The following is a 12,570-nucleotide window of genomic DNA, read 5'->3' as shown; positions in this document are numbered from 1 at the left end:
TTGGTAAAAATAAGTCAAAAAAAGATTTATTTATTAATTCCAATATTAAAAAAAGAATATATTTTGGGTAAATTTAACTTGTATTCATTTAATTTTTAAGCTAATTCTATGTGATATATTCTCTTCTACTTAATTATCTGATCAAAGCCCACAATTACTACAATATCCTTTATGAACAGAAATTGTGCCACCACACCCCAAACAAGTCCACTTTGCATTTTCATTTTTTAAAAATTTTTTTATTCCGAAATTCTTAATATCTTCAAGATTTTCTATCAAGCTCGTGTTGTACCTGTTTCTGTATCTCTTGTCAATATGTTCCATTTTATCGCATGGAAAATCATTACATTCAAAACAGAAATCTGCATTTTCATCTTTAAAAAATTCACAATTTTTAATTATACATCTTATACAAGTAATTAATTTATTTGTATCATCAGCCCTGCAACCCGGACATTTATTCTTCTCTCTTAAATAACGCATACAAACAGCACAATTTATTCCACATGGCGCTATGAGAGATTTATTTTGAAATTCCTTATCCAAATTTTCACGTTCCCCCATCTTTAATTATAGATGTACCTATTTTTTACTTATTTTTTTTTATAAAACCATAAAAATTAACTTTATCTTAGTATATTACTTCAGAAATTATAGTGTTGATTATAATTCATTCATAAGGAAATTATTTATTTCCATTTAAACATAGTAATATTGTTTATTTAATAAAACTTAGGATGTGGTAAAATGCCTATGGTACAAATAAATGTGTGGAAAGGTTTTGAACAAGATAAGGTAGACTATCTAATTAAAAATATAACTAAAGTGTTTACTGAGGTTGATGTTCCTGCAGAAGCTGTTGAAATCCTAATATATGAAGTACCAAAATCTCACTGGGGTGTTGGTGGAGAATCATGTTCAATAAAATTTAAGGATATAGGTCCAAAGGAATGAATCAAAAAACCAATTTAATATTATTCCTTTTAAATTAAAAACCTTTTATTTCTAAGTAATATTTAATAATCACCTGCAGGACATTTTTTAATGCAGTTGAAACATACATATTGCGTGCTTAATGTCATTGCATCGTATATTTTCTTGAATTTCTTATCTTTAAGCATATTTTTTTGTTCATCGGGTGTTCTTTCAGCAAATTTTGTCCAGAAAACTAAATTTCCAACAAATCCATGGGGCTGACTGTTTACCATACATGTCATAACATCTGTTTTTCCTTCTTTGGCCAGTGCATTAACTGGACATTGATTTACACATACTTCACAGTCTGTACATATATTCTCTTCAACAGGTGTGTCGGGTTGTATATCCAGATCTGTGATAATTGCTGTAAATATTACTTTGCTTCCGAATACGGGGTGAATTACCAGATTATGACCGCCAAAGCTTCCTAATCCTGCAGCAACAGCTGATGTCTTAATGAAACATCTGCATATGGTAAGCCTGTTTTAATATCCCTGTTTACAGGTGTTAGAACAGGTATGCTTATTACTGTGGCTTTGAATTTTTGTTTTATAAAACGAGCTATTTTATAGGTACTTGAATTTGCAAATTCTGTTGTTATCTTATTTCCAACAGATGCAATCTGTTCATTATTACTTTCAAAATTATCGAGCTGTTGAAAGGCTAAAACTATAATGGTTTTTGCTTTGGGATAAATATCTTTAATAGGAGATGTATTTGGGCTTTTATAATTATTTATTGATGCAAAACCTATATCGTCAACCCCTACTTCTTTGGCATAATTTTTAATCTTATATTTCATTATTTTACTCCACTTAGAGAATATATTTTTTAAACAATTTAAACTCCATTTTACTATTCTTTTAAATAATAATAACCTCAACATATCTCTAATGAAAGGAAGAATACTCATTGGAAAATAATCTTGATGTTACTAAAATAGGCTGGACCGCCCTTATACTTGTTTCTTTATCATCCTTCATAATTGCACTCGATTCAACCTTTATGAACGTTGCAATTACCAATCTTATTATTGATCTTCACACAACTGTATCGGTTGTACAGATAATTATTACGGTATACGCCCTGACAATGGCTTCATTAATGCTTCTAGGAGGTAAAATGCAGGATGTAATGGGCAGAAAAAGTCTTTCCTTATTGGTGCCATTATTAATGGTATAGGGACAGCCATAGCTGCATTGAGTATTAATGCAGCAATTTTAATCGTTGGTTTGTCAATCCTTGAGGGTATTGGAGCGGCTCTGATGACACCAGCTACTGCATGTAGTTTTAATTGCTTTTTTCCTAACTTAAAATCATCGTGACCGAAAAGGTTATATAGTTAAACTTTTAAATTAAAGTTATAATAATTTGTAAAGAACTTTAATAAATTGTTTTTTTCTGAAAGGGGATGAATTATGAGGATTAGCAAATGGTTAACTTTAAAAAGGAGTTATTTTGTGATTTTTATATGTGGAATATTCATTATCAGTACAAGTGGTACAAATGTTGTTTTTGGTGTCATGGATGAAAATATAGATAATGGAGTTAAAGTGGATGGTTACTATGAATATAAACATCCATTTATTCAGGAACTGGCTCAAAACATCACAAAAAATATTAAAGGCACCAAAAAAATTAAAATCGTCCAAAACCTTAAATTCATCCAAAACCTTAAAAATCCTACCCGGCTTGAGATTTGTAAAGCTGTTTTTATATGGATGCACAACAATGTAGTGTATGAAAAACCCATGTATTTTAATTCTAAACATTACGCAGTGGAAACAGCTAAGTTAAGCCGGGGAAATTGTTGTGATCAGGCAAGGTTATTTATTGCACTTTGCAGGGCAGCTGGAATACCCCATAATGCAATAGAATTTAATTACTCAGGCGCTGTTCAATTTGCAGGGGAAAATATATATGGACATGTATGGCCCGTAGTAACTCTGGAAAACGGATCCCAAATAATTTGTGATACCTCCTCTAAAAGTAGCACATTTGGACACCCTACATGGAAAAATAAAGGTTCAATATCTGAAAGTTATGACTTGAAACTGTAATTAAAGTGGCATTTTTTTTTACCATTTTCGTAAAACCCCCTCTCAAAGTCTTTTTTTAATAAATATATTTATTTAATAATTCTTAATGCCCACGATTAATACCAAATTACTTATTTAAATGATTTTAAGGATTAAAATTTACCATTTTGATTTTTCCATTCTTCTGGAGGTAGGATAGTCTCGATTACATCCCAATAATCTGCAAATTTCCCATTTTCTATTCTGAAAAGGTCAAAAAATGAAACATGTTCTCCTCTCCAGTTTCCTTCATTTACAGATAATACAAAGTTTCCTTCACCTATAATCATATGATTTTTATTTAGTTCCATATCCATGCCCTGTTTACCCAGTTCTATATGGCCTTTACGGAGTCCTGAAAGCCCATCTTTAAACAATGGATTATGCTGTACATAATTATCATCATCAAAGAAATTCTTAATCTTACCATAATCCCTATTAATAAGCACATTTTCCCATTCTTTAATCAATGTTTTATTTTCACTAGTTTTATCCAGATCGTGTATTTCTGTTGGTCCATCTATCATACTGTGACCATTGACTGTTTTTTGTACACTTTCCTGTCCAGTTGCCCAATGTTCAACTATTTTCCCATCTTCAAATCTGAATACATCAAATACTACCAATGGCCCTGAGTATTCACTGTGTACAGCAACATAATCACCATCTTCAATTGCTCTTCTAATATCAATGATGATATCAATTTTTTGTAGAGTATCAAAATAATCTAAAAGTGCATCTTTACCATCTCTAACATCAGGATAATGGGGTGTATAATCTTCAGAAACCCAATTTTCAATGATCTGTCTATTCCCTGTTTCAAAACTTATTATAAATGCTATTGCCCTTTCTTTATTGGATATTGAAGCCATTATTCATCCTCCAAAATAAAAATAAATACATTTTTTTTTTAATCAAATTAGATGTGCTTTTCTATACGTTTACTATCCTTCATATGCTTGCTTGAATTTTTTGATATCCATTTTATCCATTTTCATCATTGCTTCCATAACTCTTTTAGATTTATCAGGATCCTTATCCTTTAACATTTCATCAAGTATAGATGGGATAACCTGCCAGGATATTCCATATTTATCAGTGAGCCAGCCCATTCTTTGTTTTTCTCCCTTATCAGATAGTTTTTCCCATAATATATCTATTTCTTCCTGTGTTTTACAGTTAACAAAGAAAGATATTGCAGGTGTGAAATCAAATTCATGTTCTCTGTTGCTGTCTATTGCCATAAACTCCTGGCCATTGAGTGAAAATCTGGCACGTTTAACAGTGCCTGCTGGTTCTTCTTCCCCTGGACCATAGTGTAACATTTCTATGATTTCGCTATTGTCAAATATTGACATATAAAACTCTATTGCTTCCTCTGCTTTCCATTTTTGTTGCCCAACAAACATTAGAAACGGACAGATCTTCTGCTCTATCTTTGTTAGGTTCAGCTGCCATGAAACACCTAATTTATCTTGAATCCATCCAAATTTTTCGCTGATAGGATATTTGCCCAGTTCAATTAATACTGTTCCATCATCCAAGAGATTATCCCATAAAGCATCTATTTCTTCGATTGTTTCACAGTTAACAAAAAATGATATGGCAGGTGTGAAAGTAAATTCTGGTCCACCATTTAATGCAGTAAATTGTTGTCTAGCAAGTTTAAATGTAGCAGACATTACTTTTTCTTCGGGTTCTGGGCCTGCTTCACCATAATACATTATATTCATAATCTTTGAATTTTGAAAAATGGATGTATAAAAATTCATTGCTTCGATTGCATTACCATCAAACCATAGGAATGGAATAATTTTTTGCATATTTTACCTCAAATAAAATTTATTCATAATTCTGTAAGGTCTATTTCTTCAAATTTTTTAAAACTTCATCGAGCCGTTCATACGATTCATTTACCCCCATTTCCATGCCCGAAGCTAGCATACCATCTCGATCCTCTACAGACTGGAATACAGATTGAGATATTAGTTTTGTTCTGTCGCCTGGTAATTCTTCAAATCTAGCTGTTTGTAATATAACATGACCGCTTTCTGGCAATCCCTCATATTCAAATGTACTTATAATTCTCTCAGGAGCTTTGATTTCATGATTTACCCCGTGAAATGCGAATTTATTCCCTTGTTCATCTGTTTGAATGTATCTCCATGATCCACCATCTCTCTGTTCAAACCTTCCAAGGTCTGTTTTCATGCCACGTGGACCAATCCACTGTACATATAACTGTGGATCTGTAAATGCTTTAAAAACAAGTTCTCGTGGAGCATCAAACTCACGAATTATTAATATCTCAAGTTTCCCCGGTTCTGCTGTAATATCAACTTTTGCCATTTATATTCTCCCCTTAAGTTAAATTATCATATTTATTATTTGCATTCAATTCCATCCAAATACCCTATTGCAGACTAATACAGTATACTATAGGTTTTTGAAATTAATAATAATTTGTATTAGAAATAATTATTGAAAAAAATAAAAAAATAGTAGATAATAACTTGAAAAAATAATTAAAAAACTCTATACAATGTAATACAAAAACCCATACTTTTTAAAAATTGAGGAAATTCCTGAATATTTTGTAATTAATTCAAGCCCTAAAATTATTTTTTAAGAATAACCCCTAATACTCCTCCTAATAATCCTAAAATAAAGCTCATAATTACTGATAATTGAATTATAATATATCCAGTTAATATTAATCCTATTTTGGTAGATATTAATCCTGTGATGGCATATATCACTCGCACCTAGAACCAATAGTAAACCTATTATTAAACCACCAATTATTCCAGAAATTGCTCCTAAAACTGCCCCGTCTTTTGTATCCATTTCATCATAATCTTCATATCCTTTACTGAGATAAGATGCTATGAATCCTCCAGCAATTGGGCCTAAAAAAAATAAGGGTAAGAATATCCATGATAAGATAATAGTTAAAGCAGCATTAATTAGAGCACCTATTCCTATAATTTTCCAATCCATTTTTAATCATCTCAAATAGTTTTTATCAATCTTTATATTTTGAATTTAGAATTTATATAACTAAACCTAATCCTTTTTAATATCTTGAACTAATTTATAGTTTACAATTAATTTCTGTTTTACTTTGTTTTCTTTGAAGCCCTTTTCCTAGTTATCATTAAACTGTAGACACGATAGGAAGCATCAGAAAATATAAAAATACTTGCAGATGGACTTATAAATGGAACAGTAATGGCAATCAAAACCAATACAATGAATAAAAGATTAGATTGATTGATACTTTCGGAATATTTTACCATTTTATCAATAACGAGGTCATTTTGGGTTGCATATGTCCCTATAGCATAGTATACAATGCCTATAACCGGCATGTTCACATCGAATATTATTTGTGAAAGCTGAAACTGACCATATCTACCAACTATTGAGTCTTAATGTAACAGGATTATAACATATTACCTTAGATTATAATTAAAATGAGGATCATATAGAATTCTTTAATATTCAGATTTATAACTCAAATTTGAATGTATGTAATATATTTTATTTAGGAGGATTATTATTTTGTTATACAGAACCCTTGGAAAAACAGGTAAAAAAGTTTCAATACTCGGATTTGGATGTATGCGACTTCCAACAGTAGATGAAAAACCTGAAAAGATAAACATACCCCTTGCAACCGAGATGATACACCATGCAATAGATGAAGGTGTAAACTACATTGACACAGCCTTCCCATACCATGGCGGTATGAGTGAAATATTCGTTGGAAATGCTCTAAAAGATGGGTACAGAGATGAAGTGTATCTGTCAACTAAACTTCCAAGCTGGTTAGTCCAGAAAAAGGAAGACCTAAATTATTTTCTGGATAAACAGCTTGAAAAACTTCAAACCGATAGAATAGATTTCTATCTTCTCCATGGTCTTCACAGGGATTTTTGGGGTACATTAACAGATATGGATGTTTTTGATTTTCTTGACTCTGCAATTGAAGATGAAAAAATTGGATATGCTGGCTTTTCTTTCCATGATGAATTTGATTTCTTCAAGGAAGTTGTTGATTCTTATGACTGGAGCTTTTCTCAGATCCAGGATAACTACATGGACCAGAAATTCCAGGCAGGCAAAGCAGGAATTGAATATTCAGCATCTAAAGGTCTGGGAACAGTTATAATGGAACCCCTTAGAGGGGGATGTTTAACAACAAATATTCCATTTGAAGTGCAGGCAATATGGGACAAGGCAGAAGTTAAAAGAAGTCTTGCAGAATGGGCTTTTCGTTTCCTCTGGAACCAGCAAGAAGTTGATGTGGTTTTAAGCGGTATGACCGCCATGGAACAGGTCATAGAAAACCTCAAAACAGCAGAGCAAGGCCATATCCACAGTCTTACAGATGATGAGTTGAATCTGTACGATGAAGTAAGAGAGATTTACACAGAAAAGATTCATGTTGGATGCACAGGCTGTAATTACTGTATGCCTTGTAAGAAAGGGGTTGATATCCCATTAAACCTGAATCTATTAAATGATATTTATATTTACGATAACATGAAAAAACCTAAAGGAAATTATACATTTCTCAAGGCCAAAAAGATGAGTGCATCGTTCTGTGATGAATGCGGTGAGTGTGAGGATAAATGCACACAAAATATTAACATAAGGAAATATCTTAAAGAAACTGTTGAAACCTTTGAGAACTAATAATCAGGAAGTATCTTATTATTTTTCTTCATTCCTTTTTTTTTATTAATATATTGAGATATTTTTGTGAATAATTAGAGAAAATTCTTTATTTTTAATATGAATCTATTTATTTAATTTTAGAATAATCCTTGAGAATTTCAACTTTGTTTAATGTTTCAATATTTTACTATTTTAACATAATATCCTCATAATGTATTAATAATGGATATTTGTTCATTTTCTTCCTAATTTTTACATTAAAAGCTAAAAGTTTTTATATTTAAAGTTTAGTATATATCATATAATGGTTAGAAGAAATTTCAATTGAGGTGGATATTATGGATAATGGATTTGGAATGAACATAGAAGTTAAAAGTAGACCAATAGACTGTAAAATGAACGCAAATTGTGCAACAAACTCAGCTAATTCAGCTTTATGTGACAGAACCGACTGTCCATCTTATGGTAAATGGTGGTGTCCATTTACAGGCTGGTAATAATTTTATATTTTTTTTAAATTCCTTGGTTTATTTATTTTTAATATCAATTTATTATAATCAAATACACTCAAATAGCCTGACATATTAATATCCTTGAAGATAATATGTTTATAGTTAAAATTACTTTATTTAGACTTTTGTTGGAGATTTAAAATGAACACTAAAATAAACAATATTTTGGAGATAAGCAGATTGGCAGGTATTGCCATTGGAATATTTCTGGCTATTTATTGGGGAAACAACCCGATACAGCAGTTCAGTATAATAACAGCATTTGCTGTAATCTTTATTGCAGGTTTAACAGGTATTGAAAGTATATTCTTTGGTGAAAGTGCATCTGAGCAATCAGGATACACCGGTGGAAAGGGTTATCAACGACAATCTGGAGCAAATAACCTTGCACTTGCAATTACAGCTATACTTGTATATCTGTTAGGATGGGGTTACTTTGCTCAGCTAGCCATTATGTCGGTTTTAATAATATTCCTGGCCCTCTCTGGAACAAACCATGCGTACAGTGCTATTAAAGAAGGCAACCGCAGCATTAAAAATATGTCGCGTCCAATTATGACCATTGTATTTATTGTAATACTTTTGTTCTTCATGCTAAATTCTATTTACTACCCTTTAACTTAGATAAGAATGTAAAACCCAATGAATCTGGATGAACACATTACCATACAAATTTTGGTTATTTGATTTCATTATAAGATGATAGATTTTAAAACTGAAATTTAAATTGATATTCTTTTTTTAAAGAAAAATTTAATTAGTAACAGAGTTATAATGTTGTATTACTTAAAAATAAATAGAGGTGGAATTGTATGGCAATTGAAAAAGAAATACAAAGCCTTGAACTAGATTTTGAAGATTCATATGAGTTATATGGACAATCTGTTTTAAAAGAGATTGTAGGTGCTGTAAAGAATGACCAAGAAATTGTAAAAATTGAAGTTTCTTCTGCAATTTTTATTTACCGTGAGTATATTGAAACAAAATATGTTACTGTTGATGTTATTCCATTCCACCAGGTTCGAAGGTGTGCTGCCCTTCTAAAAGATGAGGAATAAATCACTAAATTAAATTAGTTAATTATTTTTTTACAAATTATATTATATTGATATATTGATTCAATTTATTTCCATCCCTTTTAATAAAAATTTTCTGATGTATATCAATACCTTTGTTTGACAATTAACTAGAAGAATTAATAAATAATGACAACATAGTATGATTTGTTCTGCTGGTGGGGCAGAACTTAGGGCTCGGGGAGTTCCCTAAATAATATAAAAATAGAATAATATGACCGATTTAAGTCTTTAAACTTAAAATAGGTATTTTGTTGTGATAAATTCATTTAATCTCTGTTTTTCATATTATAGGATATCTAATTAAGATCAAGATAATTACATGTGTAAAATTAAAATAAATATTAATTCTATTTTTTTGTTTTTATTTATTTTACATTATTTAGCTTTAACATTTTCTTTTAGTTAATGAAAAATGTATATACATATAAAAATAATTTGATATATTCAAAACAAATATATTATAAATCTGTTTAAGATATCCAAATAAAAATCCTAGGGAATGAAATAATGAAGTTTAAAAAATTATCACTCTTAATATTAACTGTTTTGATTATAATTGCAGTTGTTTTTACTGTTCAATACTTTACTGGAGGTAATTCCCAGTCTAATTATAATTCCCAACCAGCTGGATCCGTTGTTTATATTGAAAATGGTGTTTCAGGTGTGGTTACAATCAATGATCCATTCCTTAACAGAACTACATCAATCACTGTGATATACTATCCCCTGGATACAGGTACGGGTTTTATTGTAACCAACAATGGTTATATTATAACAGCACTCCACGTGGTAGGTGATCTTGAAGCACTCGATAAAGAGCAGCTTAAAATATTGAGTAGCAGCGACATAGAACGTTATACCGAAATGGCAGCTGTTAAAGGTTATATTGACCAGTACAATCCGGAGTTAGTATCTGAACTTGGAACTTCCTCTGCCGATCCAAACAGCACAACCAATGCATTAATTCAGAGAGGTCTTCTATCTGTTAGTTCTACAAAACAGGTTATAAAAGTCAAAGTACCAAATATTGACCAGAACTTTACTGCAACACTTGTGGATGTGGGAAATCTTAATATAGGTGAAGATGTTGCACTTTTAAAGCTCAACACAAATCTTAATAATTTACCCACACTTAATATAAGTTCAAAAAAGCCTACGATTCTAGAAAAAGTCCATATGTATGGGTATCCTGGTTCGAACAGCACAAATTCAAGTTTTAATCAGCAGGAGCTGAAACCATCAATTTCTAATGGATTTTTAACCACCGAAACAGCTAAAAATGGCACAAACTCCAACAACAATTTCAATATTCAATCCATATTTGAAAATCTTGTCAACTGGTTTACAATATCATTAACATCACAGACTGTCGCAAATAGCTCAATATATTATGGTACCACTGCCGAAACAACTAAGGGTGAAAGTGGAGGTCCTGTTATGGATTCACAGGATAAGGTATTGGGGATTACAATTTTTGGTGTGGAATCAAGTGACTTATTCAAACAGCAAATCAAAATAACATCCAGTCTTTTCATGTCTTCAGATTACATTGTACAGATCTGTAAAAAGAATAATGTTTCAGTAAATGTTGTTTAAATCAATTTAGCCATTTGAGCGTAAATTATCTACAAACAGTTTATAATTAGAATATAATAAGGGGTAAATAATAATTAGGGGTTAATAGATTATGTATTTATTTTTTAATTAATCTTTATTTTTAGGTATTATTCATCTATTTTATTTCTTCTTTTCAGATTTTTTATATTCATCCGATTTTTTCTCAAGTGTAAGAACATCTTGGTAAATATCAGCCCATATTTCTGCTTTTAAATTATTATCCGATTGTTTTTTTATTTCTTTACATCTTTCCTCAATTTTATCTAGTTCTTTTTGATGTTCAATTTCCAGATATTCCTTGTTTAATTGTTCTAACTTTTTTTCTATCCTTTTGTTGTCAGATTTAAGAAATTTAAATTCCATGTTTGAATCCCCATTGTAACAAATTATAATCTAACTTTATTATGTTGGTTTTCATTAATGAAATTAATGATAGATTTTACAGTTTAAAAACTGCTTTTATGAATAAAAATTGGGTAGTGCAAGAAATAATTTAAGAAAAAAAATAAATAAATTTTTTATTATTCGTTACAACCGCTGCAACACCTGTTCTAATGGGAAGATAATTAAATAAACTACTTCCGCATATGATGGAATGTAATAGGAGAGCAATATTGCCAGAAACACCAGACCGATAAATGCGATATTAATCCTTTTTGTGAAGGTAATCTGTGCTTTGTCTACTGTATCAAGTATAAAATTGTGTCTAGTTGCATATTCCCAGTTTAAGAAGAGAAGTACTGCTATACCCAGCATGTTTAAATTAAACACGACATGTGTTACTGGAAATTGGCCGTAATCACCTGTTAATGTTGATGAAAATGGAACCAATACAATAAACAGCAGCCAGATAACATTTATCCACAACAATGTGCCATCCATCCTATCTATCTGTTTAAAAATACGATGATGTATTTTCCAGAAAACAGCAAGAAGTATGAAACTAATTATAAGCGATATAAGATTTGGTATAATATTAAGAATAGCATTTGTCACAGCTGCATTAGTTAAAGGGCCAGAGATTTGAGGAGCAGCTAACCCCAAAACCAGCAAAGTCATAGCAATGGCAAATATACCATCAACAAGAGTTTCAAGACGTTTAGTGTCCATTGTACCAGAAATTTCAGATTCAACCATTTTAACCACCCCACAATAAAATTCAAAACATAACAATCATATCAGTAACTAATAAGTTTATTCTATTTATTTAATTCAATGCATTTTATTTATAAAGGTTTTGCTTAGAGATAGAGGATTTTTAGAAATGAAAAAATGATTATGATAACAAAAATCCAAACAAGAGTATAAATTAGGCCAACACACAACCATAACAAACATTCCTAAAAAATGAATAACAATAATCCATTGGAAATTGAATTAACTCACAGCGGTATAAAATAAAATAAATAAAAAAAATTATGATACTTCTCCTACACCAAAAATTTATGGGGAATATGTAAATTTAAAAATAAAATAATAAAATTTGTTTAATAAATGTTTAGAATCTTTAAGTATCAATATTGCATCATTCTTCCAAGGCTTCTATTGCACCCTTTGATAATCTACCCTTTTTATCTCCGAATTTGTCTAGGGGCCATTCTCCTAAATTTTACCTCCAATTCA

17 protein-coding genes and 2 pseudogenes are annotated in these 12,570 nt (G+C 30.6%); 8 read left to right on the top strand and 11 right to left on the bottom strand.

What is annotated here, in order from left to right; translation table 11 throughout:
* Positions 1-141: 141 nt before the first annotated feature.
* Positions 142-546, bottom strand: coding sequence for a DUF3795 domain-containing protein (locus DL91_RS04315; RefSeq protein WP_231551386.1), 405 nt, complete (start codon positions 544-546; stop codon positions 142-144).
* 201 nt (positions 547-747) lie between these two features.
* Between DL91_RS04315 and DL91_RS04310 the strand changes: the two genes are divergently transcribed.
* Positions 748-954, top strand: coding sequence for a tautomerase family protein (locus DL91_RS04310; RefSeq protein ID WP_048190389.1), 207 nt, complete (start codon positions 748-750; stop codon positions 952-954).
* Between the two features lie 62 nt (positions 955-1,016).
* Here DL91_RS04310 and DL91_RS14140 read toward each other — a convergent pair whose 3' ends face one another.
* The 3 genes and pseudogenes from DL91_RS14140 to DL91_RS12770 form a co-directional block, all read right to left on the bottom strand.
* The gene (locus tag DL91_RS14140) at positions 1,017-1,217 is read right to left on the bottom strand and encodes a hypothetical protein (RefSeq protein WP_052374143.1); all 201 of its coding nucleotides are present in this window, start codon (positions 1,215-1,217) and stop codon (positions 1,017-1,019) included.
* Positions 1,218-1,244: 27 nt separating this feature from the next.
* A pseudogene (locus tag DL91_RS14505) lies at positions 1,245-1,322 on the bottom strand (4Fe-4S binding protein); the annotation flags it as partial.
* 83 nt (positions 1,323-1,405) lie between these two features.
* On the bottom strand, positions 1,406-1,780 hold the full coding sequence (locus DL91_RS12770) for a hypothetical protein (RefSeq protein ID WP_052374141.1): 375 nt from the start codon (positions 1,778-1,780) through the stop codon (positions 1,406-1,408).
* Positions 1,781-1,983: 203 nt separating this feature from the next.
* On the opposite strand from DL91_RS12770, the pseudogene DL91_RS04300 reads away from it, so the two are divergent.
* Both DL91_RS04300 and DL91_RS04295 read left to right on the top strand, forming a co-directional pair.
* Positions 1,984-2,258: pseudogene (locus tag DL91_RS04300) on the top strand (MFS transporter); the annotation flags it as partial.
* Between the two features lie 180 nt (positions 2,259-2,438).
* Entirely contained in the window at positions 2,439-3,038 is a 600-nt protein-coding gene (locus tag DL91_RS04295) for a transglutaminase-like domain-containing protein (protein WP_197050592.1), read from the top strand.
* 131 nt (positions 3,039-3,169) lie between these two features.
* Here the strand turns inward: DL91_RS04295 and DL91_RS04290 are convergent, their stop codons facing one another.
* The 5 genes from DL91_RS04290 to DL91_RS04270 form a co-directional block, all read right to left on the bottom strand.
* Positions 3,170-3,928 (bottom strand): nuclear transport factor 2 family protein, encoded by a 759-nt coding sequence (locus tag DL91_RS04290; protein ID WP_048190386.1) that lies wholly within the window; start codon positions 3,926-3,928, stop codon positions 3,170-3,172.
* A gap of 72 nt (positions 3,929-4,000) precedes the next feature.
* Positions 4,001-4,879, bottom strand: a complete 879-nt coding sequence (locus DL91_RS04285; RefSeq protein ID WP_048190385.1) for a VOC family protein — start codon at positions 4,877-4,879, stop codon at positions 4,001-4,003.
* Between the two features lie 40 nt (positions 4,880-4,919).
* Entirely contained in the window at positions 4,920-5,405 is a 486-nt protein-coding gene (locus DL91_RS04280; protein ID WP_048190384.1) for an SRPBCC family protein, read from the bottom strand.
* A 276-nt stretch (positions 5,406-5,681) separates the two neighbouring features.
* A complete protein-coding gene (locus tag DL91_RS04275; RefSeq protein ID WP_231551385.1) occupies positions 5,682-6,056 on the bottom strand; it encodes a DUF5518 domain-containing protein in 375 nt (124 codons plus the stop codon).
* 119 nt (positions 6,057-6,175) lie between these two features.
* The gene (locus tag DL91_RS04270; RefSeq protein WP_048190383.1) at positions 6,176-6,427 is read right to left on the bottom strand and encodes a hypothetical protein; all 252 of its coding nucleotides are present in this window, start codon (positions 6,425-6,427) and stop codon (positions 6,176-6,178) included.
* A gap of 193 nt (positions 6,428-6,620) precedes the next feature.
* Between DL91_RS04270 and DL91_RS04265 the strand changes: the two genes are divergently transcribed.
* The 5 genes from DL91_RS04265 to DL91_RS04250 all read left to right on the top strand — a co-directional run bounded on the left by DL91_RS04265 (position 6,621) and on the right by DL91_RS04250 (position 10,926).
* On the top strand, positions 6,621-7,757 hold the full coding sequence (locus DL91_RS04265; protein WP_048190382.1) for an aldo/keto reductase: 1,137 nt from the start codon (positions 6,621-6,623) through the stop codon (positions 7,755-7,757).
* A gap of 320 nt (positions 7,758-8,077) precedes the next feature.
* A complete protein-coding gene (locus tag DL91_RS13445) occupies positions 8,078-8,236 on the top strand; it encodes a hypothetical protein (protein ID WP_156095968.1) in 159 nt (52 codons plus the stop codon).
* A gap of 156 nt (positions 8,237-8,392) precedes the next feature.
* Positions 8,393-8,875 carry a DUF6790 family protein gene (locus DL91_RS04260; protein ID WP_048190381.1) on the top strand — a complete coding sequence of 161 codons (483 nt, stop codon included), beginning with the start codon at positions 8,393-8,395 and terminating at the stop codon, positions 8,873-8,875.
* A 188-nt stretch (positions 8,876-9,063) separates the two neighbouring features.
* On the top strand, positions 9,064-9,309 hold the full coding sequence (locus DL91_RS04255; RefSeq protein WP_048190380.1) for a hypothetical protein: 246 nt from the start codon (positions 9,064-9,066) through the stop codon (positions 9,307-9,309).
* A gap of 528 nt (positions 9,310-9,837) precedes the next feature.
* Entirely contained in the window at positions 9,838-10,926 is a 1,089-nt protein-coding gene (locus tag DL91_RS04250; protein WP_048190379.1) for a trypsin-like peptidase domain-containing protein, read from the top strand.
* 141 nt (positions 10,927-11,067) lie between these two features.
* On the opposite strand, the gene DL91_RS04245 is transcribed toward DL91_RS04250, so the two are convergent.
* Together DL91_RS04245 and DL91_RS04240 are read right to left on the bottom strand one after the other, a co-directional pair.
* Positions 11,068-11,310 (bottom strand): hypothetical protein, encoded by a 243-nt coding sequence (locus DL91_RS04245; RefSeq protein WP_048190378.1) that lies wholly within the window; start codon positions 11,308-11,310, stop codon positions 11,068-11,070.
* A gap of 165 nt (positions 11,311-11,475) precedes the next feature.
* Positions 11,476-12,084 carry a TMEM175 family protein gene (locus DL91_RS04240; RefSeq protein WP_048190377.1) on the bottom strand — a complete coding sequence of 203 codons (609 nt, stop codon included), beginning with the start codon at positions 12,082-12,084 and terminating at the stop codon, positions 11,476-11,478.
* Positions 12,085-12,570: the final 486 nt, after the last annotated feature.

This window comes from Methanobacterium sp. SMA-27 (assembly GCF_000744455.1).
Lineage (GTDB): Archaea > Methanobacteriota > Methanobacteria > Methanobacteriales > Methanobacteriaceae > Methanobacterium_B.
The sequence above is the reverse complement of the archived record's forward strand: the minus strand, read 5'-3'. Positions and strand labels throughout refer to the sequence as shown.